This window comes from Leucobacter tenebrionis (assembly GCF_019884725.1).
In the GTDB taxonomy this organism is placed as follows: domain Bacteria; phylum Actinomycetota; class Actinomycetes; order Actinomycetales; family Microbacteriaceae; genus Leucobacter; species Leucobacter tenebrionis.
Genome location: NZ_CP082322.1, coordinates 794243 through 817597, shown reverse-complemented (window position 1 = coordinate 817597; position 23355 = coordinate 794243). Strand labels below are relative to the sequence as shown.

Below are 23355 nucleotides of genomic sequence, written 5' to 3'. Positions count from 1 at the left end.
GGTTGGGCGGAGCTGCTAAGCGCCGATGCTGAGGGGCCGGATCCCCGCGCCGCGTGCGGCCTCGGCGAGGCGGGCGCCTTATCGATGAGGCGAGCGATCCAATGTGCGGGATCGCCGCGCCCACGCCCGAGGTCGAGATGACGCGAGTGGCCCCTATCCCGGTGGAATCGGGGCCGAGCGAGTCATCTCGAGGCGCATCGAGGTCGGCACGCGCCGCCGCGCGGAGCAATGTCAGGGGAGTCGGGTAGCCTAGTGAGGTGGCAATCCAGGAAAATCCCTTTGGTCAGGTGCTCGTCGCGCTCGTCACGCCGTTCCAGGCTGACGGCGAGGTCGATTGGCCCGCCGTCGAGAAGCACATCGACGACTGCATTCAGAGCGGTGCCGACGGCATCGTGGTCACCGGCACCACCGGCGAGACCTCCACGCTGACCGACCCCGAGAAGATCAAGCTGGTCGAGGTCGCCAAGTCGGTGAGCGGAGGCCGCGCGAAGATCATCACGGGCGGCGGATCGAACGAGACCGCGCACGCGATCGAGCTGTACCGGGCCAGTGAGAAGGCCGGCGCCGACGGCGTCATGATCGTCACCCCGTACTACAACAAGCCGACCCAGGCCGGTCTGCTCACGCACTTCCGCATGGTCGCCGACGCGACCGACCTGCCGGTGATCCTCTACGACATCCCCGGTCGCACCGGCGTGCCCATCAAGTACGAGACGATCCTGCGTCTCGCGAAGCACCCCAACATCCTCGCGGTGAAGGACGCCAAGGGCGATTTCAGCGAGGTGAGCCGCGTGCTCAACCAGACCGATCTCATGTACTTCTCGGGCGACGACGCGAACGTGCTGCCGCATCTCTCGATCGGCGCCACCGGCCTCATCGGAGTGACCGCGAACATCGCGGCTGCCCCCTACCGCGCCATCATCGACGCGGTCAACGCCGGCGACCTGCACACCGCCCGAGACGCGCACCAGCGGCTCGAACCCCTGGTGCGCGCCGTGATGACCCACGTGCCCGGCACGGTCGCGGCCAAGTACATCCTGCACGGTCTCGGCCGGATCAACAGCCCCCGCGTGCGCCTGCCCCTCGTGGGGCCGGAGGAGTGGGAGGCCGCCCTCATCGAAGACGAACTCGCACTCGTGACCGACGTGCCGGGTGTCGATCCCTCGAACTTCAGGCCGGACCGCAACGCGGCTGCCGGCGGTGCCCTGCCCAAGATCGCAGGCACCACCCGCTGACCACAGTCATCCTGCGCGTAGGCGCAGGATCTTCGAGTGAGATTCTGCGACTCGCTCCGCTCCCGCAGAATGACGAAGAAGGAGCACGGACTAAGGAATACATGACGAATCCCCCATACGCCCCGCCCAAGCTCGAACAGGGCACCCTCCGCATCACGCCGCTCGGCGGCCTCGGCGAGGTCGGCCGCAACATGACCGTCTACGAGATCAACGGCAAGCTGCTGATCGTCGACTGCGGCGTGCTCTTCCCCGAGGTGCAGCACCCGGGCGTCGACCTGATCCTGCCCGACATCACGAAGATCGAGGATCGCCTCGGCGACATCGTGGCAGTGGTGCTCACGCACGGCCACGAGGATCACATCGGCGGCGTGCCGTACCTGCTCAAGATGCGCGAGGACATCCCGCTCGTCGGCTCGAAGCTCACCCTCGCGTTCGTCGAGGCGAAGCTCAAGGAGCACCGGATCCGCCCGAAGACCCAGGTGGTCGCCGAGGGGGACCGGGTGCAGTACGGCCCCTTCGATCTCGAGTTCGTCGCGGTCAACCACTCGATTCCCGATGCGCTCGCCGTGGCGATCCGCACCGATGCCGGCCTCGTGATCGGCACCGGTGACTTCAAGATGGATCAGCTGCCGCTCGACGGCCGCCTCACCGACCTCCGCGCATTCGCCAGGCTGGGCGAGGAGGGCGTCGACCTCTTCATGACGGACTCGACAAACGCCGACGTGCCCGGTTTCACTCCGCTCGAGAAGAACATCGGCCCGGTCATCGAGCAGGTCATCGCGAAGACCCCGGGCAAGGTGGTCGTGGCGAGCTTCTCGAGCCACGTCCACCGCGTGCAGCAGGTGCTCGACGCCGCTCACGCGAATGGCCGCCGCGTCGTGCTGCTCGGCCGCTCGATGGTGCGCAACATGAAGATCGCGGCCGATCTCGGCTACCTCGATGTACCGGAGGGCGTGCTCGTCGACCTGAAGAAGAGCGGCGATATTCCGGATCACCGCATCGTCTACATGTCGACGGGTTCGCAGGGCGAGCCGATGGCCGTGCTCAGCCGCATGGTCAACCGCGAGCATCAGGTCGAGGTCGGCGAGGGCGACACCGTGATCATGGCTTCGAGCCTGATCCCGGGCAACGAGACCTCCGTGTACCGCGTCATCGACGGCCTCATCAAGCTCGGCGCCAACGTGGTGCACAAGGGCAACGCGAAGGTGCACGTGTCGGGTCACGCCGCCGCGGGCGAGCTGCTGTACTGCTACAACATCGTGCGCCCGAAGAACGTCATGCCGATCCACGGCGAGTACCGCATGCTCGTGGCCAATGCCGCGCTCGCGATCGAGACCGGTGTGCCGCAGAACCGCACCGTCATCGCCGAGAACGGCACCGTCGTCGACCTCGCGGACGGCGTGGCTCGCGCCGTGGGACAGCTCGACACCGAGTTCATCTACGTCGACGGCAAGAGCGTCGGCCGGGTCACCGACGACGATCTGCGGGATCGCCGCACGCTCGCCGAGGAGGGCTTCATCTCGGTGATCACCGTGGTCGAGCCGACGACCGCGCACATCGTGTCGGGTCCCGACATCCACGCAAAGGGCGTCGCCGAGGAGGCGCGGGTCTTCGAGAAGATCAAGCCGCAGATCGCCGATGCGCTCGAGGTCGCCATGAAGGACGGCGTCCACGACCACCAGCAGCTGCAGCAGATCACCCGCCGCACGATCGGCCGCTGGGTCGGCACGAAGCTGCGCCGCAAGGCGATGATCGTGCCCGTCGTGGTGGTGGTGTAGCGAGTGTCGGGCCTCTCGGGAGCGACAGGCTCTCCGGGGCTCGCCCCCGGGGAGGCGGTCGCCCGTTTCGCGAGCGACGCCGAGCGCGCCGACTGGGACACGCTGGTCGCGGCGAACCCCGGCGGCGGTGAGGTCTGGATGGGCGACGCCTATCTCGACCTGAAGCGCCGCGAGGGGCGCTATCGCGACCTCCGCGTGGTGGTGGAGCGCGCCGGGCGGGCGCCGGTCGTGGTGGGGGTGCTCGCCAAGCGGGTGCCGCTGCTGGGGGAGTGGTGGCATCTGCCCGCCGGTCCCGCAGGCGCGACCGTCGAAGACGTGCTCGATACCGCCGCGGCCGTCGCGGAACTCGCCCGATCCCGGGGCGCGTTCATGGTGAAGATCGAGCCGCGGCTCGATCCCGCGGCCCGCGACGCGATCCACGCCGCGGGGTATCGCGACACCGTGCGGATCATCCCGAACCCCTCGACCGTGATCGTCGATCTCGGCGACCCCGGTCGCACCGACGACGAACTGCTGGCGAGCCTCGGCAAGAAGGCTCGCAACTCGATCAACCGCGCCCGTCGCGACGGCATCGAGGCGACGCGCGTGCCCGCGACCGACGAGAACTGCGCTGCGCTCTACCGCCTGCTGCAGGAGACGGCCGAGGGCCGCTTCGTGCTGCGCTCCGAGCGCTACTACCGCGAGTTCTGGCAGTCGTTCGAGCGGAGCGGATCGGGCCAGATGTTCCTCGCCCATCGGGCGGGCGACGACGGGGAGCCGGTGCTCATCGCGGGGGCCTACGCGATGATCCTCGGCGAGAAGACCACCTACAAGGACGGCGCGTCTGTGCGCGCGAAGACCGCCTACGGCGCCTCGCACGCGCTGCAGTGGGAGGTGATCCGCTGGGCTCATGAGCGCGGCGCGGTCGCTCACGATCTCTGCGGTGCTCCGCCGGCGGATCGCGCCGACGACAAGACGCACCCCCTGCACGGCGTCGGTCAGTTCAAGCGCTCGTTCTCGCCCGAGATCACCGACTACGCGGGCGCCTTCGATCTGCCGTTGAAGCCGCGCGCCTACCGGCTCTGGGTCAAGATCGGCGATCGCATCGCACGCCGCGCCTCGCTCGCGCTCAAGAAGGATCCGTACTACTGATGGCTGGAATCATGCGCGCGAGCGCGGTCATGGCATCGGGCACGATGGTGTCTCGCGTGCTGGGCTTCGTGAAGGCGATCCTGCTCGTGGCCGCGATCGGCCAGGTGAAGTCGGTGTCGGGCGATGCGTTCGCCAACGGCAACCTGCTGCCGAACATCGTCTACATGATCCTGCTCGGCGGGATGCTCAACGCGGTGCTCGTGCCGCAGATCGTGAAGGCGGCGAAGGATCCCGACGGGGGCGCCGGCTACATCAACAAGGTGTTCACGCTCGTGGTCACCGCGCTCACCGCGCTCACGGCGCTGGCGATGCTGGCCGCGCCCTGGATCGTGTGGCTGTTCACGGTCTCGTGGCCGCAGGACCAGCGTGCGCTCGCGATCGCCTTCGCCTACTGGTGCCTGCCGCAGATCGCCTTCTACGGCCTGTACACGATGCTCGGCGAGGTGCTCAACGCGAAGAGCGTTTTCGGTCCCTTCACGTGGGCGCCCGTGCTCAACAACGTCATCGCGATCGCCGGCATCCTCGTGTTCATCGCGATGTACGGCGCCGACTCGAACGGGTTGCGCACCCCCGGCGAATGGACCCCGACCATGATCGCGGTGCTCGCCGGCAGCGCGACGCTCGGCGTGGTCGTGCAGGCCCTGATCCTCTTCGTCTCCTGGCACAAGGCCGGTATCCGCTACCGCCCCGACTTCAAGTGGCGCGGCATGGGTCTCGGCAAGACCGCGCGCATCGCGAGTTGGAGCCTCGCCACGATCCTGGTGATGAACCTCGGCGGTATCGTCACGAACAACGTCATCAACACCGCATCGGGGCAGGGACCCTCGGCGCTCGCGATGCAGAACGCCTGGTTGCTGTTCATGATGCCGCACTCGGTGATCGCGGTGTCGCTGGCCACCGCGTACTTCACCCGGCTCTCGGAGTGGGGGCAGAGCGGGCGGATGGCCGAGTTCCGGGCGGATTTCTCGGCCTCCGCGAGGCAGATCCTGCTCGTGATGGTGTTCGCCTCCGTGGTGATCATCGCTGTCGCTCCATTCATCAGCAAGGTCATGAATCCCGGCGCCTCTCAGGATCTCGTGGGCGACTTCACCATCGTGCTGCAGTGCTACATGCTCGGGCTCGCCGCCTACAGCTTCCTCTTCATCGTGCAGCGCGCCTTCTACGCGCTCTCGGATACCCGCACGCCCTTCATCTTCACCTCGGCGCAGGTGGCGCTGCTCGTGGTGATGTCGCTCGGCCTGCTCGTGCTGCCGAAGAATATGCTCGGGCCCGCATACGCGCTGGTGTTCGGCTTCACGACGGTGGTGCAGGCCCTGCTGGCGGTGTGGCTGCTGCGCCGGCGCATCGGTTTCATCGACGCCTCGCGGATCCTCGCCAGCCTGCTGCTCTTCATCATCGCCGCGGTTCCCGCGCTCATCGTGGGTCTCGTCGCGATGGTGGTCAGCGTCTACTTCTTCCCGGACTACGGGATGGTGGCCGCGGTGGCTCTCGCGATCGTCGTCGCGGCGCTCTCGGGGGCGGCCTACCTGGTCACTCTGAAGCTCATACGATCGCCGGAGCTCGCCGAACTCACCGACTTCGTCTCACGCAAACTCGGAAGGAACCGCTCGTGACCTCCCTCTCCGTCACCCCCTGCACCGATCGCGAGCTGTGGGACACCACGGTGAAGCGGCTCGGCGGCCATCCGCTGCAGCTGTGGGGCTGGGGCGACCTGAAGTCGGCCCACCGCTGGAGCGCGGAGCGCGTGCTCGTGCATTCCGGATCCGGCGCGGATGCCGCTGTCGTCGGCGCCTGCCAGCTGCTCACCCGTGCGCTGCCCGGGCCGCTCGGCGGCTTCGTGTACGCCCCGCGAGGGCCGGTGGTCGCGCGCGCGGGCGGGGAGTGGGCCCCGGGCGCCTCGGCAGCCGGCGATCCGGATCTCCCGGCAGCCGACCCCTCCTCCGCCGAGATCGCGGACGCGATCGCCGCGTACGTGCGCGGCACCCGTCGTGCGGTCGCCGTGTCGATCGAGCCCGACGAGGATGCGGGATCCTTCCCGCTGAGCGGCGACTGGCGCGAGGCGAAGACCCCCGTGCTGCCCGCTCGCACGCTGATCCTCGATCTGCGGCGCTCCGAGGACGAGCTGATGGCCGACATGTCGAAGAAGCACCGCCAGTACGTGCGGAAGGCCGGGCGCGAGGAGTCGCTGTCGATCCGCCCGGTCGAGACGCTCGCGCAGCTCGACGAGTGCCTCGAGGTCTACCGGCAGACGAGTGAGCGCGCCGATTTCGGGCTGCACGAGGACTCGTACTACCACGACGCCTTCACGATGCTCGGCGATGACTCGCCGGTGTGGGCGGCGTACGTCGAAGACCGCCCCGTCGCCTTCCTCTTCATGGCCAAGTCGTCTCGCACGGCGTTCGAGCTCTACGGGGGGATGGACGAGACCGGGCAGCGGCTGCGCGCCAACTACGCGCTCAAGTGGCACGTGATCCGCGAGATGAAGAAGCTCGGGATCGAGCGCTACGACTTCGGCGGCCTCATCAACGACGGCGTGACGACGTTCAAGAAGGGCTGGGCCTCGCACGAGAACCTGCTCGCGGGCACCTGGGATCGCCCGGGCCCGGGATACCGGATCTGGACCGAGGGCCTGCCGCTGGCGAAGAAGGTCGTGCGGGCGCTGCGCCGCCGCTGATCGGTGGAGAAAGGCTTCGCTCGACGGCCGATCTGAGGGTGGGCGGAGCGTCACCTCGCGAATGTCGGTGGTCGAAAGTACCCTTTGAATATGGCCAGTAAAACTTCGTCGCGCGAAAAATCGGGCAAGGGCACGGCACGGGGCTCTCGTGCCGCTGCTTCCCGTGCCGACGCGTCCGGCGGGTCGCGCGCCACGGCGAAGACGCGAGTGCTCGCGGAGCCGGAAGCCAAGGACGGCGTGCTCGTGCGCGCCTGGACCGGTCTCTCGCACGGCGTCGGCAACGCCGCGCGCGTGTTCCGCACCGAGCCCCTCGCACCCGAGGACCGCCGCGACGGCGTCCCGATGCTGCTCGTGCTGCTCGCCGTGATCGGCGCCGTGGTCGAGTGGTTCTTCATCGGCCAGCCGATCGCCGTGCAGCTGGATGCCTGGACCTTCGGCGGTCTGCTCGGCCGGGTCGCCTTCGGTCTTCCGATCATCATGGCCGGCTTCGCGCTGTGGCTCTTCAACCACCCCTCCAGCGTCAATGACAATCGGCGTATCGCGATCGGCCTGTTCATCGCCATCGCGAGCATCGCCGGCCTCACCCACATCTACGGCGGGCAGCCGGTGCCGCGCGACGGCATGCCTGCGCTCGCCGAGGCCGGAGGGCTGCTCGGCTGGATGATCGGCGCCCCGCTGCTGTTCCTCACCGTGTGGGTGGCGACGCCCCTGCTGTCGCTGCTGCTGGCGATGTCGGTGCTGATCATCACGAAGACTCCGCCCGGCCGCATCGCCCGGCGACTGCGCGAGGCCTACGCGTTCCTGTTCGGCGTCGCCGAGGGCGAGCCCGAGGCGGAGGCCGAGGAGCGGTCGGCCAAGTCGCGGCGGCGCGAGAAGTCGCAGCAGCAGGCGCTGTTCGATCTCGAGGACGAGACCGAGACGGGCGACGGATCGCTGCCGTGGTGGCGCCGCAATGCTTCGGGACGGGAGCAGGATCCCGAGTACGCCGACGACAAGCCCGCGCTCGACGCGGCGCTCGAGCCGAGCGCGCCCGAGGCGCAGAGCGAGGGCGCCTTCGAGTCCGCCCTCGCCCCCGAGTCCACCGACCCGTTCCCGCCCGGCCTCTTCAACGAGCTCGAGCAAGCCGAGGCGGCGGTTCAGGCTGCCGGCTCGACGCCTGCTTCCGGGCTCGGCGACGACTCCTGGGACGACTTCGCGAGCGATCCCGAACCCGCGGCGCCGGCTCCCGAGGCGTCGGAGGCGGCCACGACCCAGTTCACGGTCGCGCCCCCGCACGATCCCTCGCAGCGCACCGAGTACCTGCTGCCCGATCAGGGCACGCTCGCCGCGGGCGACGCTCCGAAGACCCACACCGAGGCGAACGACCAGATCACGGCCGCCATCGCGCGCGTGTTCGAGGAGTTCAAGGTCGACGCGCGGGTGAGCGGGTTCTCGCGGGGTCCGACGGTCACCCAGTACGAGGTCGAGCTCGGCCCCGGCGTCAAAGTCGAGAAGGTCACGGCGCTGTCGAAGAACCTCTCCTACGCCGTCGCGTCGAACGAGGTGCGCATCCTCTCGCCGATCCCGGGCAAGAGCGCGATCGGTATCGAGATCCCGAACAAGGATCGCGAGAACGTGGCGCTCGGCGATGTGCTGCGCTCCAGCCGCGCGCAGCGCAGCACCCACCCCATGACCATCGGAGTCGGCAAGGACGTGAAGGGCGGCTTCGTCGTCGCGAACCTCGCGAAGATGCCCCACCTGCTCGTCGCCGGTGCGACGGGCTCCGGCAAGTCGAGCTTCATCAACTCGATGATCACGAGCCTGCTCATGCGTGCGACGCCGGCCGAGGTGCGCATGGTGCTCGTCGATCCGAAGCGCGTCGAGCTCACGGTGTACCAGGGCGTGCCCCACCTCATCACCCCCATCATCACGAACCCCAAGAAGGCGGCCGAGGCGCTGCAGTGGGTCGTGAAAGAGATGGACATGCGCTACGACGATCTGGCGAGCTTCGGGTTCCGCCACATCGACGACTTCAACGAGGCGGTGCGCTCGGGGTCGATCGTGCTGCCTGCGGGGAGCCAGCGCGTGCTCAAGCCGTACCCGTACCTGCTCGTGGTCGTCGACGAGCTCGCCGATCTCATGCTCGTCGCCCCGCGTGACGTCGAGGACTCGATCCAGCGCATCACGCAGCTGGCTCGTGCCGCGGGCATCCACCTGGTGCTCGCGACGCAGCGTCCCTCGGTGAACGTGGTCACGGGTGTCATCAAGTCGAACGTGCCGAGCCGATACGCCTTCGCGGTGGCCTCCGGCACCGACTCGCGAGTCATTCTCGACGAGGTCGGCGCCGAGCGCCTGATCGGCCAGGGTGACGGATTGCTGCTGCTCAACGGCGAATCGACGCCGATGCGCGTGCAGGGCGCCTGGGTGGGCGAATCCGAGATCGCGAAGGTGGTCGCGCACGTCAAGGCTCAGGCTCAGCCTGAGTACCGTCCGGACGTGGCCCAGGTCGCGGAGAAGAAGGAGATCGACGAGGATATCGGCGACGACCTCGAGGTGCTGCTCGCGGCCATCGACCTGGTGGTCACCTCGCAGTTCGGCTCCACGTCGATGCTGCAGCGCAAGTTGCGCGTCGGCTTCGCCAAAGCCGGTCGCCTCATGGACCTCATGGAGTCGCGCGACATCGTCGGGCCCTCCGAGGGCTCCAAGGCGCGCGACGTGCTCGTGTCGCCCGAGCAGTTGCCCGAGGTGATCGCGCGGATCAAGGGCGGCCCGTCGAGTTCCGCTCCCTTCCAGCAACCCGCGGCTCCGGCGGCCGCGGCACCCTCTGCCGCGCCGGCTCCGGCGGATGCGGCACCTCCGGCTCCGGCCGAACCTCGCGCCGCCGAGCCCGAGGCTGCTACCGACGTCATCGATCCCTTGACCGAGGCGAGCGGCTCCGGCGACGATCGCTACGATGATCCGGTCGGCAAATACCAGGCGACCCTCGAAGAAGTCGAGGGAGACGACGATGAGGACGCCTGGCAGCTGACAGGCCGAGAATGATCGAGCAGCCCTACGGGGAATGAACGCGAGGAATAGATGACCGCACAGGATCCGGCGGTGAAGCCGAGCAACTGGAACGCGCCCAACATCATCACGATCGCGCGCATCATCGCGACACCGTTCTTCCTCTGGATGCTGCTCGCAGACGGAGGAGCGGGAGGCCCGCTGCGCTGGGCCTCGGCGGTGTTCTTCGTGCTGGCCATCGCTACCGATGCCTGGGACGGCTACCTCGCGCGATCCCGCAATCTGATCACCGACCTCGGCAAACTGCTCGATCCGATCGCCGACAAGGCGCTGACCGGGGCCGCCCTCGTGGGGCTCTCGATCCTCGCCGAGCTGCCCTGGTGGGTGACGCTGATCGTGCTGATGCGGGAGATCGGCATCACCGTGCACCGACTGATGATCGCGCACGATGTCGTGGTCGCGGCGGCATGGATGGGCAAGCTCAAGACGGTGGCGCAATCGGTTGCGATCACCCTCGCGCTGCTGCCGCTCGCCGGCGTACTGGGTCCGGCCGCGCCGGTCGCGTACTGGGCGAATGTGATCACGATGACCGTCGCGGTCGTGCTCACGATCGTGAGCGGTATCGACTACGTCGTCGCGTTCGTGCGCGCTCGCCGGGTGCGGGCATGAGGCCGGTGGGTCAGGGAGCGCCCCGAGCCGGGGGAGAGCTCGCGCGAGCCGTGATCGAGATCGCAGCAGCGCGCGGCTTGCGCATCGCGGTCGCCGAGTCGTTGACCGGGGGTCTTCTGGCCGACGCGTTCGTGTCGGTGCCGGGCTCTTCGCGCGTCTTCTCCGGTGGTGTCGTCGCCTATGACACGGCACTGAAGCACTCGGTACTCGGAGTGGATGCCGAGTTGCTGCGCGAGAAGGGGCCCGTCGACGGGGAGGTGGCCCGGCAGATGGCGAGCGGCGTGAGGCGCGTGTGCGCGGTCCCCCGGGAGGAGGGGGCGGATCCCGTGCCCGCGGATATCGGGATCGCCACCACGGGCGTCGCGGGCCCCGAGCCGGATCCGCAGACGGGACAGGCCGTGGGCACCGTGTGGGTGGGCGTGTGCCTGGGAGAGCGGGCGCGTTCCCTCGAATACTCGCTCTCGGGGGAGCGAGGCGATATTCGCAACGGATCCGTAGCCGCGGCACTGGAACTGATCCTGAATGAATTGGCCCGATCGGCTGAACTTGAGTCGGAGTGACTCAAGTTCAGCAAAGTTTCAGGAATAGGCGCGGTAGTCTCGGGGTTGTTTCCAGTGATTCCCTTCACAATAGAAGGGCATCCCCGCTGTGGCGACATGTCGATGGACGGGTATTGTGGAGGCATGACCCCGAGTCATGCAGTGAAGGAGGGTTCACATGGTGCTGATGCGTCAGGAGATCGGCGACGTGCTGCGTGACTTCCGGCTGCAGAAGGGGCGCACGCTACGACAGGTCGCCGGCGATGCGAGCGTTGCGCTCGGCTACCTGAGCGAGGTGGAGCGTGGCCAGAAAGAGGCCTCGAGCGAGATCCTCGCGGCGGTCGCCGATGCGCTGGATACGCCGCTGTCCGTGATCATGGGTGAGGTGAGCGAGCGGCTCGCCGTGGTCGAGGGTATCTCGATGCCTCTCTCCGGTCGGGTGCCGGATACGGTTCCTGCCGAGCTCGTGTCTGGATACGCGCCTGAGTTGGTGTCGTAACTCTTCGTGAAGCTGAGTGAGTTTCGGCGAGCCTGCGCCGACGAGTTCGGCGCCGACTACTCCGGAGTGCTGATCCGTGATCACTGGCTGGCGTCGCTCGGTGGTACGCCGAGCGACGCCCTCGATCGCGGGGTTCCCGCGCGCGAGGTCTGGCAGGCGCTCTGCGCGGATCTCGACGTTCCCGTCGAGCGGCGTCACGGGCGCGGGCTCATCGATCCTCGAGAATAATGACGGTGCGCCTGCGCTCTATCGCCTGGCGTCGCGGTTCATTCTCGTGAGTGAGTCTCGGCGGTGCGTCATTCCTGCTCCGAGAATGATTCCTCGTGGCCTTTGCTGTCGGTGACGATCAGCTTCTGATCGTCGGTCAGGCGGAAGCCGTTGATCTCGTACATGTCGAGCGTCATGGTTTCGGGGCATCCTCCGATCTCCGGAACCGTTTCGACTCGTGCGGCAAAGGCCCCCTCTTTCGGAGTCCAACTCCCCGCCGACGCGCATCTACCGCCTATGCCGAAGAAGTTCGGCTCAATACTGAGTCGCACCCCGGGGGTTGAGTCGGAAGTCCATTTGCCGAGGATCACGCTTCTCGTGTTGGGGTCGCGTGGGTCCTGGCGCTTGGCTTCGGCGCTGCAGCCCGTGACGACGGGTGCGAAGGCAATGGTTGCCAGTGACATGGCGGCGAGGATTCTGCTGGGCGCCGCCCTGGCTGTTCTCATCGAAACCTCCCTGCCCCGGTCCTCTTCGGCGGTGGTGCTCAGAAGTGTCTCACCTGCGCGCTGGTTCTGCCTATAGAAGGGGTCTTGCCTCATTCGCGCGGCATGCTCGATGAGCGTGTCTCCCGGTGTGTTGTTCGAATATGTGTTCGAGTCGTGGTAACTTCGTCCACAGGTAGCCGATTCGCCGACTTATCCTCAGATTCTCCGCTCGATCCATGAATGTCAGTGGTCCGTCCTAGGGTGTGAAGCAACCGGATATCAATGCCTTGTCTGCCCCATCATCGGGGTCGAGACAGTCGGTAGGCAGCAGGTCAGCGGCGTCGCCGCCCGTATTGAAGGAGCAAGCTCATGGCAGCACCCAAGTCCCCGATCGGGGCATCCAAGGATCGCGAGAAGGCGCTCGAGGCAGCGCTCGCTCAGATCGACAAGAACTTCGGCAAGGGCGCGATCATGCGCATGGGCAGCGTCGAGCGGGCGCCCGTCGAGGTCATCCCCACGGGGTCGGTCGCGCTCGACGTCGCGCTCGGCATCGGCGGCTTGCCCCGCGGCCGCATCATCGAGATCTACGGACCCGAGTCCTCGGGCAAGACCACGCTCACCCTGCACGCGATCGCGAACGCTCAGCGCGCGGGCGGCATCGCGGCCTTCATCGATGCAGAGCACGCGCTCGACCCCGAGTACGCGAAGAAGCTGGGCGTCGACATCGACGCGCTGCTCGTCGCTCAGCCCGACACCGGGGAGCAAGCGCTCGAGATCGCGGATATGCTGATCCGCTCGGGCTCGGTCGACCTGGTAGTCATCGACTCCGTAGCGGCGCTCGTGCCGAAAGCGGAGATCGACGGTGAGATGGGTGACAGCCATGTCGGGCTTCAGGCTCGTCTCATGTCCCAGGCTCTGCGCAAGATCACGGGCAGCCTGAACGCGACCAAGACCACCGCGATCTTCATCAATCAGCTGCGCGAGAAGGTGGGCGTGTTCTTCGGCAGCCCCGAGACGACCTCGGGCGGCAAGGCGCTCAAGTTCTACGCCTCTGTGCGACTCGATATCCGTCGAATCCAGACGCTCAAGGACGGTGCAGATGCAGTGGGCAACCGCACGCGAGTCAAGGTCGTGAAGAACAAGATGGCCCCGCCCTTCAAGCAGGCCGAGTTCGACATTCTGTACGGTGTCGGCATCTCGCGCGAGGGTTCCCTCATCGATTACGGCGTAGAGCAGGGATTCATCAAGAAGAGCGGTGCCTGGTTCACCTACGACGGCGACCAGCTCGGGCAGGGCATGGAGAACGCCCGTCGCTTCCTGATCAACAACCCCGACATCGCGAGCGAGATCGAAGAGAAGATCCTCACCAAGCTCGGCGTCAACGGGCGCAGCGAGGAGACGGCGGAGCCCGAGGGAGCTGCAGTAACACCGGCCCCCGAGGTCGAGCAGCGCGCGAGCGCCTGAGCCGGTGGCTGTTCGATTCCTGCCCCCGCCCGAGGAGCGCCCCGCGGGCGGGGAGGAGAGCCGACCCGATCTCGCCGAGGTGATCGAGCTGCGTTCGTTGCTCGGTGATCGTGGGTGGGGGCGGTCGTCTTCACCGAACCCCGCATCTGAGGAGCCGGACCCCGCATCTAAGGAGCCGGCGGCAGAGGCGGGCGAGGCCTCGGCGGCCTCCGAGAGCGCTGCTGCCGAAGCGGGGGTAGCGGTCGGCCCTTGGGTCGGCGCCGGCGAACCGGCCACTGTTGCGCTGAGCGGGGCTGCTGAGCCCGGGGCCTCCGCGGTTTCGAAGGTGTCTGAGTCGAGCACTCCCGAGTTCTTCGCTGAGCATACCGGGGGTGCAGACGATCCGGATCGAGCGTCCGCCTACGAGGACGGTGTGCGACTGCTGGCGCGTAGAGCTCGCTCCAGCGGGGAGTTGCGCGAGGAACTGGGTCGGCTCGAGCACCCTGCGCACGAGGTCGAGGCTGTGATCGCCGAGTTCGAGGAGAGCCACTACCTCGACGATCTCGGTCTGGCACGCGCCGTTACCGAGAAGCTCCGCGAGACGAAGCGGGCGAGCCGAACGCAGATCCGCATGAAACTGCGCGAACGACGGCTCCCCGACGCGATCATCGAAGAGGCCGTCGGCGAGCTCGACACCGACGAGGAGTTCGGGCTGCTGCGGGAGGCAGCCCAGGACCGGGCGCGCAAGCTCGGCGGCCTCGACCGTCAGACGGCCGAGCGCCGTCTGCTCGGGTTCCTCGCGCGGCGGGGATGGTCGGGCGAACCGGCGATGCGTGCCGCGAAGGAAGCCCTCGACGGCAACGGGGGAGGATCGGGAGTGCGCTTCCGCTGATCTGCTGGGCGCGGTCGTCGGGTAGCTCAACGCAGCCGTGTCGTGGCTGGTCCGGCAAACCGTAAACGGGGACGTCGCCTCGCCGCTGTGATAAGTGGAGAGTGGCGAGGCTGAGGGGCGGCGAAGCGACGTGAACTTAGACCGCCGGCTGGGCGAGCCGACCGTTCGCCGCTGGGCCGGCACCTCTGTCGAGATACGGATTCCGCACGCGGGATCACGGTCCTACCTGCGAAATCCTTCTTTCGGCAGCACTCGGGCAGGAGTGGAAGATGATCTCGCCCACAGAGGCCCGTGTCGAAACCCCGGCGGGAGCAACCTGCGACGGAGCGCAAAGGACGATGCGTCGGATAGGAGCGACGCGAGGCACAAGAACACGAAACAGCGACGACGACACAGCGACTTCGAAACAACCCCGCGGGCGGCAGGGCCTTCGGCGTCCGAAGGTAGAATCGTCTCCATGACTCTCGCCACCGCCGACCCGACCGAGATCGCCCCTTCGCCCGCCGCGCTCCGCCCCGACGGCAGCCCCCGCAGCTACACGGTGCGCACGCTCGGCTGCCAGATGAACGTGCACGACTCCGAGCGTCTCTCGGGGTCGCTCGAGGCCGCGGGTTATATCGCGGCTGAAACCGCCGAGGACGCCGACGTGGTGGTCATCAATACCTGCGCCGTACGCGAGAACGCCGCCAACAAGCTCTACGGCAACCTCGGGCACCTCGCAGGCGTGAAGCGCGAGCGGGAGGGCATGCAGATCGCAGTGGGCGGCTGCCTCGCCCAGAAGGATCAGGGCACCATCGTGGAGAAGGCGCCCTGGGTCGACGTCGTCTTCGGCACCCACAACATGGGGTCGCTGCCGGCGCTGCTCGAACGCGCACGCCACAATGCGGAGGCGCAGGTCGAGATCCTCGAATCCCTCGAGGTCTTCCCGTCCACGCTCCCGACCAAGCGCGACTCGGCCTCCAGCGGCTGGGTGTCCATCTCGGTCGGCTGCAACAACACCTGCACCTTCTGCATCGTGCCCTCCCTGCGCGGCAAGGAGAAGGATCGTCGCCCCGGCGACATCCTCGCCGAGGTGCAGGCACTCGTCGACGACGGCGCCGTCGAGGTCACGCTACTGGGGCAGAACGTGAACACCTACGGGGTCGAGTTCGGCGACCGTCAGGCCTTCGGCAAGCTGCTGCGCGCGATGGGCGACATCGAGGGCCTCGAGCGGGTGCGATTCACGAGCCCCCACCCGGCCGCGTTCACCGACGACGTGATCGCCGCGATGGCCGAGACCCCCAACGTCATGCCCTCTCTGCACATGCCGCTGCAGTCGGGTTCCGACACCGTGCTCAAGGCCATGCGGCGCTCCTACCGCTCCAAGAAGTTCCTCGGCATCCTCGAGGCGGTGCGAGAGCGCATCCCGCACGCCGCGATCACCACCGACATCATCGTCGGCTTCCCCGGCGAGACCGATGAGGACTTCGAGGACACGCTGCGCGTCGTCGAGCAGTCGCGCTTCTCGAGCGCCTTCACCTTCCAGTACTCGATCCGCCCCGGCACCCCCGCGGCGACCATGGACGGGCAGCTGCCGAAAGAGGTCGTGCAGGAGCGCTACGAGCGGCTCATGGCGCTGCAGGAGCGCATCTCGCTCGAGGAGAACCAGGCGCAGATCGGCCGCACCGTCGAGGTGCTGGTCTCATCGGGCGAGGGCAAGAAAGACGCGACCACGCGCAGGCTCTCCGGCCGAGCCGAAGACAACCGTCTCGTGCACTTCGCCGTGCCAGAAGGAGCGGAGGAACCGCGGCCGGGAGACACCGTCTCCGTGCAGATCACGTCGGCCGCACCCCACTTCCTCATCGCCGACCTCACCGATGTCTACAGCGTGCGCCGCACCCGCGCGGGCGACGCGTGGGACCGCCGTCAGGCGGACAGCTGCGGGGTGCCGACCCCCGCTGCGGGCGGTGCCCCGAAAGCCGTGAACCTCGGGCTGCCCACGATCCGAACCCGTGACTGAGGCCGCACGCCCGCCGCAGCTCTGGACGATCGTCGGTGCGACCGGCACCGGCAAGTCCGCGCTCTCGCTCGATCTCGCCGATCGCCTCGCAGCGGCCGGCCGTCCCGCCGAGATCGTGAACGCCGATGCCATGCAGCTGTACCGCGGCATGGATATCGGCACGGCCAAGCTGCCCGTCGCGGAGCGGCGGGGGATCCCGCACCACCTCTTCGATGTGCTCGATCCGGGCGACGAGGCTGCCGTCGCCTGGTATCAGCCCGCTGCTCGTGAGGCCATCGAGGCGATCCACGCCCGCGGCGCCGACGCGATCCTGGTCGGCGGATCCGGACTCTACGTCTCGAGTGTCATCTTCGACTTCGCGTTTCCTCCGCGCGATGATGCGCTGCGCTCCCGGCTCGAGACCGAGTTCGCGGAGAGCGGCGTCGCGCCGCTGCTCGCGAAGCTCGCGGATCTCGCCCCCGAGACCGCGGCGGCGGTCGACACCCGCAACCCGCGGCGCGTGATCCGAGCTCTCGAGGTCGCGCTTCTCGGCGGCGACGCGCAGGTGACGCTGCCCGCGGAGCCGCGACTCTGGAGGCCAGACACCGCGGCCGGGCCGATGACCCGTATCGTCGGCGTGCGCTGCGAGCGGGCGACCCTGGTGGAGCGCCTCGACCGGCGCGTGGAGCAGATGTGGGCCGACGGGCTGCTCGACGAGGTGCGTGCGCTGATCCCGAACCGCCTCGAACAGGGGAAGACCGCGAGCCGGGCCATCGGCTACGCCCAGGCGCTCGCGCAGCTGCGCGGCGACCTGAGCGAGGCCGAGGCGATCGCCGAGACGCAGGCGCTCACTCGTCGGTACGCCCGCCGCCAGGTCAGCTGGTTCAAACGCTACCCCGGCGTGCAGCGGTTGGACAGCCCGGATGCCGAGGAGATCGAGTTCGCATGAATGTTCACACAAGACGCTTCGTAGAGGACGACACGGAGGCGGTCGTGGCGCTGTGGGAAGCCTGCGGCCTCACGCGGCCATGGAACGATCCGCGCGCCGATATCGCTCGAAAGCTGAGCGTGCAGCCGGAACTGTTCAGAGTCGCAGTTTTCCGTGAGAGCGTCGTCGGTTCGATCATGGCCGGCTACGACGGGCACCGCGGCTGGTTGTACTACTTGGCGACCGACCCCGAGCATCGCGGGCGCGGGATCGCGACGCAGCTCGTCCGCGAGGCCGAAGAGGGCCTGCGGGACCTGGGATGTCCCAAGGCTCAGCTCATGGTGCGAAGCGATAATCCCGCGGTGCTGGACTTCTACGAGCGACTCGGTTACGAGCCCTCGAAGGTCAGCACCCTCGGTAAACGCCTCATCATCGATTGACGGTGAAAACGGCGCAGGCGATCGAGTTGGCATGAAACCGCGCTGAGCGCAAGTGACTGCGGCGCAGACGCCGGTGCCCATAGGCTGGAACCATGATTCTGCCTGACGCGCGAACCGTAGAACTGGACAGCGACTCCCGCGAGCGACTCCGAGCGAGAGGCCTCGACTACCGCAGGGTGGACGCGGCGGACGAGCCCGCCCTCGACGCATTCATCCGCGCGATCGCGCGCGGCTTCATCGAGAGCGAACCCACTGCGGAGAAGATCGAGGCCGCGCGGACCGGGCAGCTCGGCCGGCGCCTCATCGGCGTGTTCGACGCGACGAGCCCCCAGCGTGACCTGCCGGTCGCGACCGTGGGGTCGTGGATCGCGCCGCTGACGATTCCGGGCGGCGAGCTGCCCATGTGGGCCGTCAGCGAGGTCACGGTCGCCCCGACGCACAGGCGGCGTGGGATCGCGAGGGCGATGCTGGAGGGCGAGCTTCGAGCCGCGGCCGCAGCCGGTGTGCCTCTCGCGGGGCTCACCGCATCCGAGGCGACCATCTACGGTCGTTACGGCTTCGGCCCCGCCACCTGGCAGACGCGGTGGCGTGTCGATACCCGCCGTGCGGGGTGGGGTGGCACGGATCCGCGCGGTTCTCTGCAGTACGTCGACCGCGAGGACGCCGCCGAGGCCTTCGGGGAGCTGCACGAGCGCACCCGGGCGTCCCGCGTCGGAGAGATCGCCGGCTGGCCGCTGCGCTGGCGGCAGCTCTCGGGGGCGGTGCCGGGGGATCCCCACGGGTCGAGCGTTCGCGCGGTGCGGTACCTCGACCCCGAGGGCGTGCTCCGCGGCGCGATGGCCTTCCGCATCGTCGAGTCCGATACTGACTGGGCGCGTTCCCGTCTCGAGATCCGCCACCTGATCGGCGAGACCTCCGACGCGCACGCGGCGCTGTGGCGGTTCGCGCTGCAGCACGACCTCGTCGGCACGGTCACGGCGGAGATGATCTCGCTCGACGAGCCGCTGCCGTGGCTGGTCGCGGATTCCCGGGCCGCCGTCCGCACTGTCGAGGATCACGGCTGGCTGCGCGTGCTCGACGTGCCCGCCGCGTTCGCCGGGCGCAGCATGGCGGCACCGCTCGACGTCGTGCTGCGGGTCGAGGACCCGCTCGGGATCGCGGGCGGCTCGTGGCGGTTGGAGAGCGGGAGCGACGGATCGTGCCGTGCGGTGGCGGCGCCCGATGCGGAGGCGGAGATCGACCTGGGCGTCGGAGAGCTCGCGTCGCTGTACCTGGGCGGGGTGTCGGCGCGCTCGCTCGCGCAGGCCGGGCGGGTGCGCGGCGACGCCGCTGCCGTCGCCGCGCTCGATGCGGCGCTGCGGATCGACGGCGCACCCTTCCTGAGCATCATGTACTGAGCGGAGAGCGCTCTAGACTGGAGTGATGAGCACCCTCGCGTTCACCAAGGGCCATGGCACGGGCAACGATTTCGTGCTGTTCACCGACCCCGAGGGCGAGCGGCCCCTGAGCCCCGAGCAGATCCGCTTCCTCTGCGACCGCCGCTTCGGTGTCGGAGCCGACGGGGTGATCCGCGCGGTGCGTTCGCGCGCGATCCCCGAGGGGGCAGCGGTGCTCGCCGAGGAACCCGAGGCCGAGTGGTTCATGGACTACTGGAATGCCGACGGCACGCCCGCCGAGATGTGCGGCAACGGGATCCGGGTCTACGCCCACTACCTCATCACCGAGGGGCTGGTCGCCCCCGAGCGCCGCGACACCCTGCCCATCGGCACGCGCGCCGGTGTGAAGGACGTGCTCGCCGGCGTCTCGGGCTACACGGTCGACCTGGGGCGCTGGCGCCTCGCGGAGGATCGGCTCGTCTCCGCCTACGGCCTGGATGTGGCCCGCCCGGGTCTCGGGATCGACCTCGGCAACCCGCACGTGGTGACGGCTCTTGCGCATGTGGGAGAACTCGAGGGCCTCGACCTGCACCGCGCCCCGTCGCTCGACCCGGCGCCCGCGGAGGGCGCCAACGTGGAGTTCGTGGTGCCCGAGGATCCGCTCATCAAGGACGGGATCGCGCGCATCCGCATGCGCGTGCACGAGCGCGGCGTGGGGGAGACCCTCTCATGCGGCACGGGCACCGCGGCCGCAGCGCTGGCGTTCCGGCACTGGGGAGGCGAGGGGATGCCGAACCACTGGCGCGTGGACGTGCCCGGCGGGCGACTCGCGGTGCGCATGTTCCCGACCGAGGAGGGCGAGCACGTCTCGCTGAACGGCCCCGCGGAGCTGGTCTACACCGGGGAGATCGAGCTGCCGTAGGCTTTCGTTCCCTTCGAGATACCCGGGGAGCGGCACCCCGGGCGGCTGCCTCGGCGTGCTCCCTGAGCGCGAATCTCGCTCTCCGAGCCCGCCCTGCGTTCTTTGGAAGTCTGTTCCTCGCTTCCTGAGGCTGTCAAAGGGAACGCGCGCCGATGTCGACGGACCCGTTTGCATGAAGGCAATAAGTTTGTATTATGGTGATGTTCGAATGACCGCGTCGATGGCGAAGTGGGAAGCATGGCACGCAATGAGGCACGCAGGGCGGTGATCTGCCCTTGCCACGACGTCACCGTCGGTGACATCGAGGATGCGATCGATCACGGCCATACCGACCCCGAGACGATCAAGCGGGCCACCGCCGTCTACATGGGCGCTTGCCAGGGCAAGTTCTGCTCGCCGCTCGTGCAGCGCCTGCTCGCCGATCGGGGTGTCGAGCGCGCGGGGGAGCAGCGGCGCCCGGCCGCCAGGATCCCCGTCGTTCCGGTGCCGCTCGGGATGCTCGTGGCGCGCGACGCTCACGACGCTGACGCGGATGGCTCAGCGGAGAGCGCCCAGCAGAACGGGGCCGAGTGATGGCGCTGCCAGGTGTCTCATCTGAGCCGCTGCGCGCCGGCTACGACACGATCATCATCGGCGCCGGAGTGCAGGGCGTTGCGATCGCCTACGAACTCGCGAAGCGCGGCCACACGGACGTGCTGGTGATCGACCGCTCCTGGCCGGGCGGCGGCGCGAGCGGACGCAACGGCGAGCTGATCCGCTCGGCCTTCGCCTCGCGCGAGTGGTGCGACCTGTTCGAGCTGTCGCGCCAGAAATGGCTCGGGCTGTCGCAGGAGCTCGGCATGAACGTACTGTTCAACCGCACGGGTTACGCCGTCGTCGCGTCGACTGAGGAGCAGTGGCGGCAGTGTCGCGCCGACCAGGGCTTCCAAGCGGGGCTCGGGATCCGCACCGAGCTGCTCGATGAGGCCGAGGCCAGGCGGGTGCTGCCGGCCGCGAATCCGGATCTCGTGCGCGGCGCGGTGCTGCAGGAGCAGGCCGGCTTCGCCCACCATGACTCGGTCGTCGCGGCGTACCTCGAGAACGCGGCGCGACTCGGCGTCCAGGTCGTCGCGGGCGAGGCCGTCGTCGGGCTGCTGTTCAAGGGCGACGCGGTCGTCGGCATTCGCACGGCCGGCTCCGGCGAGGTGCGCGCCCGTGCGGTCGTCAACGCCGCGGGCGGGCAGGCACTCGAAATCAACGCCATGGCCGGGCTCGAGATGCCGCTCGTCGCCGCGCGGCTCGAGATGATCGTCACGCAGCCGGTGAAGCCGTTCCTCAAGCCAGGCGTGGCGGCGCTCGAACTGCTCGGGTACTGCCACCAGACGGGACGCGGGGAGTTCGTCGGCGGCACGGAGCTGCCTCGCGTAGACGAGAGCACCAGTCTCAATGGGACCTGGACCGTGCTGCAGGACATCGCGACGAAATTCGTACGACTCTTCCCGACGCTGGCCGGCGTGCGCCTGCTGCGGCACTGGGCCGGGACGGTGAGCCAGACCCCCGACCTCGCCCCCGTGCTGGGGCCGGTGCCCGAGGTCCCGGGCCTGCTGCTCAGCGTCGGGTGGGTCTACGGCTTCATGGGAGCGCCGGGAGCGGCAGAGCTGCTCGCCGATCACATCATCTCGGGCGTGACGGATCGGCGGATGGCCCCGTTCAGCATCGAGCGCACGCGCACCGGCGACTGGATCCGCGAGGGATCCCTCGTGGTGGATATGGATCTGGAGCAGGAACGATGACGGCCGACCGAGAGCTGAGCTTCACCTTCGAGGGACGCAGCGTGACCGCACGCGAGGGCCAATCGATCGCAGGCGCTCTGCGGGCGACGGGCCGGCGCACGCTGTCGCGGGGCGTCAAGTACCACCGTCCGCGTGGTTACACCTGCGGCTTCGGGGCGTGCGGCGACTGCCCGCTCAAGATCGATGGCATGCCCGCGACGGTGTCGTGCACCACGCCGGTGCGGGGAGGCGAGGTCGTGCGGCGAGAGGGCGGCTTCCCGAATGCGGGCTTCGACCTCCTGCGCGCGGCGGATCTGATGCGTCCATTCCTGAAAGCGGGATTCCAGTTCAAGCTGTTCGCCCGGCAGCCCCGGCTGTCGAAGCTCGCTGGCGCTGTGCTCGGCGCGCTCGCCGGGGGCGGCCGTGCGCCGAGCGCTGAGGCGGTCGCGCGTGCCACCGGCATCCGCGTCTCGGAGCGGGAGACCGACCTGCTCGTGATCGGCGGCGGCGCGAGCGGACTGGCGGCCGCGCTCGCAGCCGCCGACACGGGCGCGAGCGTGCTGCTTGTCGATCACGAGCTTCTCGGTGGCAGGAGCCGCGTCCGCACGGAACCGATCCGGGTCGGAGACACCGAGAGACGCCCTTCGGAGATCGTGGGTGACCTGCTCCGTCGTGCGGCGGATCATCCCGGCATCGAGGTGCTGCGCGGCTCGGCGATCGGTCTTATCGACGGCCTCGTCCCCGTCGTGGAGGCGGGCGGGGAAGCACGTCACGACGTGCGCGCCGCAGCCATCGTGCTCGCGACGGGCAGCTACGAGGTTCCGATCCTCGTGCCCGGTCACGATCTCCCCGGAGTCGTTCTCGCCGACGGCGCACTGCGCCTCGCGGCCCTGGAGGGGGTGCGGCCTGGCAGACGCGCGGTCGTGATCGACGGCGATCCTCGCGCCGCCGCCGTGGCGGAGGAGCTCGGCCGATTCGGTGTCGAGGTCGTGGCGCGGGTTCCCGCCCGGCAGGTGGTGCGGGTGACGGGCTGGTCGCGCGCGACCGGCGTCCTGATCCGTGAGGGGGATCACGGGTCCGGATCTGCCCCTCGCTCCAGGCCCCGTCGCGTCCGCGCGGATCTTATATGCGTGGTCGGCCCGCGCCGGCCGGCGGAGGAGCTCGCGCTCCACGCAGCCTACGGCGACGCGGGATCCCACGAGCGGGTCGTCTCGGACGCCGCGGTCGGCCTCGCCGGCGACCGCGTCGCGGTGGTCGGCTCGGCGCGCGGAGAAGCGGGCTACTCCCTGGAAGCGGTCGCCGCGGAGGGGACCCGGATCGCGGGCGTCGCGCTCCGCGAACGCCGCTCTGGCGGGCATGATCCTGCCCACACGACTTCCGGTTCGCAGGCAGAAGTCTTCGGCACAACGGAGTGAATAAGGAG

Annotated in this window: 21 protein-coding genes; 20 read left to right on the top strand and 1 reads right to left on the bottom strand. The window is 68.7% G+C overall.

Annotated elements, in window-relative coordinates; genetic code table 11:
* The first annotated feature begins 257 nt into the window (after nt 1-257).
* From dapA to KVY00_RS03820, 10 genes are all read left to right on the top strand, one after another.
* Entirely contained in the window at nt 258-1235 is a 978-nt protein-coding gene (gene dapA, locus KVY00_RS03865; protein WP_223044422.1) for a 4-hydroxy-tetrahydrodipicolinate synthase, read from the top strand.
* 101 nt (nt 1236-1336) lie between these two features.
* Complete coding sequence (locus KVY00_RS03860) at nt 1337-3013, top strand: ribonuclease J (protein ID WP_223044421.1); 1677 nt, start codon at nt 1337-1339, stop codon at nt 3011-3013.
* Between the two features lie 3 nt (nt 3014-3016).
* Nucleotides 3017-4144, top strand: a complete 1128-nt coding sequence (locus KVY00_RS03855) for a lipid II:glycine glycyltransferase FemX (protein WP_223044420.1) — start codon at nt 3017-3019, stop codon at nt 4142-4144.
* Nucleotides 4144-5757, top strand: coding sequence for a murein biosynthesis integral membrane protein MurJ (gene murJ / locus KVY00_RS03850; RefSeq protein WP_223044419.1), 1614 nt, complete (start codon nt 4144-4146; stop codon nt 5755-5757). The genes KVY00_RS03855 and murJ overlap by 1 nt, the downstream gene beginning before the upstream one ends.
* Nucleotides 5754-6818 (top strand): lipid II:glycine glycyltransferase FemX, encoded by a 1065-nt coding sequence (locus KVY00_RS03845; protein ID WP_223044418.1) that lies wholly within the window; start codon nt 5754-5756, stop codon nt 6816-6818. The genes murJ and KVY00_RS03845 overlap by 4 nt, the downstream gene beginning before the upstream one ends.
* A gap of 90 nt (nt 6819-6908) precedes the next feature.
* Nucleotides 6909-9839, top strand: coding sequence for a DNA translocase FtsK (locus tag KVY00_RS03840; RefSeq protein ID WP_223044417.1), 2931 nt, complete (start codon nt 6909-6911; stop codon nt 9837-9839).
* Nucleotides 9840-9875: 36 nt separating this feature from the next.
* Entirely contained in the window at nt 9876-10472 is a 597-nt protein-coding gene (gene pgsA / locus KVY00_RS03835; protein ID WP_223044416.1) for a CDP-diacylglycerol--glycerol-3-phosphate 3-phosphatidyltransferase, read from the top strand.
* Nucleotides 10469-11032: a CinA family protein gene (locus KVY00_RS03830; RefSeq protein ID WP_223044415.1), complete on the top strand. Its 564-nt coding sequence runs from the start codon at nt 10469-10471 to the stop codon at nt 11030-11032. Before pgsA ends, KVY00_RS03830 begins: the two co-directional genes overlap by 4 nt.
* A gap of 157 nt (nt 11033-11189) precedes the next feature.
* On the top strand, nt 11190-11510 hold the full coding sequence (locus KVY00_RS03825) for a helix-turn-helix domain-containing protein (protein ID WP_223044414.1): 321 nt from the start codon (nt 11190-11192) through the stop codon (nt 11508-11510).
* 6 nt (nt 11511-11516) lie between these two features.
* On the top strand, nt 11517-11738 hold the full coding sequence (locus tag KVY00_RS03820; RefSeq protein ID WP_223044413.1) for a DUF3046 domain-containing protein: 222 nt from the start codon (nt 11517-11519) through the stop codon (nt 11736-11738).
* A gap of 68 nt (nt 11739-11806) precedes the next feature.
* Here KVY00_RS03820 and KVY00_RS03815 read toward each other — a convergent pair whose 3' ends face one another.
* Nucleotides 11807-12181 (bottom strand): hypothetical protein, encoded by a 375-nt coding sequence (locus tag KVY00_RS03815; protein ID WP_223044412.1) that lies wholly within the window; start codon nt 12179-12181, stop codon nt 11807-11809.
* A gap of 390 nt (nt 12182-12571) precedes the next feature.
* On the opposite strand from KVY00_RS03815, the gene recA reads away from it, so the two are divergent.
* The 10 genes from recA to KVY00_RS03765 all read left to right on the top strand — a co-directional run bounded on the left by recA (nt 12572) and on the right by KVY00_RS03765 (nt 23347).
* Nucleotides 12572-13666 carry a recombinase RecA gene (gene recA / locus KVY00_RS03810; protein WP_394358271.1) on the top strand — a complete coding sequence of 365 codons (1095 nt, stop codon included), beginning with the start codon at nt 12572-12574 and terminating at the stop codon, nt 13664-13666.
* Nucleotides 13667-13670: 4 nt separating this feature from the next.
* Entirely contained in the window at nt 13671-14537 is an 867-nt protein-coding gene (locus tag KVY00_RS03805; RefSeq protein WP_223044411.1) for a regulatory protein RecX, read from the top strand.
* Nucleotides 14538-14994: 457 nt separating this feature from the next.
* Nucleotides 14995-16536, top strand: a complete 1542-nt coding sequence (gene miaB, locus KVY00_RS03800) for a tRNA (N6-isopentenyl adenosine(37)-C2)-methylthiotransferase MiaB (RefSeq protein WP_223044410.1) — start codon at nt 14995-14997, stop codon at nt 16534-16536.
* On the top strand, nt 16529-17464 hold the full coding sequence (gene miaA, locus KVY00_RS03795) for a tRNA (adenosine(37)-N6)-dimethylallyltransferase MiaA (RefSeq protein WP_223044409.1): 936 nt from the start codon (nt 16529-16531) through the stop codon (nt 17462-17464). The genes miaB and miaA overlap by 8 nt, the downstream gene beginning before the upstream one ends.
* On the top strand, nt 17461-17883 hold the full coding sequence (locus KVY00_RS03790) for a GNAT family acetyltransferase (RefSeq protein ID WP_223044408.1): 423 nt from the start codon (nt 17461-17463) through the stop codon (nt 17881-17883). Before miaA ends, KVY00_RS03790 begins: the two co-directional genes overlap by 4 nt.
* A gap of 92 nt (nt 17884-17975) precedes the next feature.
* The gene (locus tag KVY00_RS03785) at nt 17976-19280 is read left to right on the top strand and encodes a GNAT family N-acetyltransferase (RefSeq protein ID WP_223044407.1); all 1305 of its coding nucleotides are present in this window, start codon (nt 17976-17978) and stop codon (nt 19278-19280) included.
* A 25-nt stretch (nt 19281-19305) separates the two neighbouring features.
* Entirely contained in the window at nt 19306-20181 is an 876-nt protein-coding gene (dapF, locus tag KVY00_RS03780; RefSeq protein WP_223044406.1) for a diaminopimelate epimerase, read from the top strand.
* Between the two features lie 237 nt (nt 20182-20418).
* On the top strand, nt 20419-20754 hold the full coding sequence (locus KVY00_RS03775) for a (2Fe-2S)-binding protein (protein WP_223044405.1): 336 nt from the start codon (nt 20419-20421) through the stop codon (nt 20752-20754).
* On the top strand, nt 20754-21953 hold the full coding sequence (locus tag KVY00_RS03770; protein ID WP_223044404.1) for an NAD(P)/FAD-dependent oxidoreductase: 1200 nt from the start codon (nt 20754-20756) through the stop codon (nt 21951-21953). Before KVY00_RS03775 ends, KVY00_RS03770 begins: the two co-directional genes overlap by 1 nt.
* A complete protein-coding gene (locus tag KVY00_RS03765; protein WP_223044403.1) occupies nt 21950-23347 on the top strand; it encodes a 2Fe-2S iron-sulfur cluster-binding protein in 1398 nt (465 codons plus the stop codon). The genes KVY00_RS03770 and KVY00_RS03765 overlap by 4 nt, the downstream gene beginning before the upstream one ends.
* Nucleotides 23348-23355 lie beyond the last annotated feature (8 nt).

What these genes read in the sequence shown, in the direction of transcription:
- KVY00_RS03860 (WP_223044421.1), top strand. Translation starts at nt 1,337, where the DNA reads ATGACGAATCCCCCATACGCCCCGCCCAAGCTCGAACAGGGCACCCTC.
- murJ (WP_223044419.1), top strand. Translation starts at nt 4,144, where the DNA reads ATGGCTGGAATCATGCGCGCGAGCGCGGTCATGGCATCGGGCACGATG.
- KVY00_RS03840 (WP_223044417.1), top strand. Translation starts at nt 6,909, where the DNA reads ATGGCCAGTAAAACTTCGTCGCGCGAAAAATCGGGCAAGGGCACGGCA.
- pgsA (WP_223044416.1), top strand. Translation starts at nt 9,876, where the DNA reads ATGACCGCACAGGATCCGGCGGTGAAGCCGAGCAACTGGAACGCGCCC.
- KVY00_RS03830 (WP_223044415.1), top strand. Translation starts at nt 10,469, where the DNA reads ATGAGGCCGGTGGGTCAGGGAGCGCCCCGAGCCGGGGGAGAGCTCGCG.
- KVY00_RS03825 (WP_223044414.1), top strand. Translation starts at nt 11,190, where the DNA reads ATGGTGCTGATGCGTCAGGAGATCGGCGACGTGCTGCGTGACTTCCGG.
- KVY00_RS03815 (WP_223044412.1), bottom strand. Translation starts at nt 12,181, where the DNA reads ATGTCACTGGCAACCATTGCCTTCGCACCCGTCGTCACGGGCTGCAGC.
- recA (WP_394358271.1), top strand. Translation starts at nt 12,572, where the DNA reads ATGGCAGCACCCAAGTCCCCGATCGGGGCATCCAAGGATCGCGAGAAG.
- miaB (WP_223044410.1), top strand. Translation starts at nt 14,995, where the DNA reads ATGACTCTCGCCACCGCCGACCCGACCGAGATCGCCCCTTCGCCCGCC.
- KVY00_RS03790 (WP_223044408.1), top strand. Translation starts at nt 17,461, where the DNA reads ATGAATGTTCACACAAGACGCTTCGTAGAGGACGACACGGAGGCGGTC.
- KVY00_RS03785 (WP_223044407.1), top strand. Translation starts at nt 17,976, where the DNA reads ATGATTCTGCCTGACGCGCGAACCGTAGAACTGGACAGCGACTCCCGC.
- dapF (WP_223044406.1), top strand. Translation starts at nt 19,306, where the DNA reads ATGAGCACCCTCGCGTTCACCAAGGGCCATGGCACGGGCAACGATTTC.
- KVY00_RS03775 (WP_223044405.1), top strand. Translation starts at nt 20,419, where the DNA reads ATGGCACGCAATGAGGCACGCAGGGCGGTGATCTGCCCTTGCCACGAC.
- KVY00_RS03770 (WP_223044404.1), top strand. Translation starts at nt 20,754, where the DNA reads ATGGCGCTGCCAGGTGTCTCATCTGAGCCGCTGCGCGCCGGCTACGAC.
- KVY00_RS03765 (WP_223044403.1), top strand. Translation starts at nt 21,950, where the DNA reads ATGACGGCCGACCGAGAGCTGAGCTTCACCTTCGAGGGACGCAGCGTG.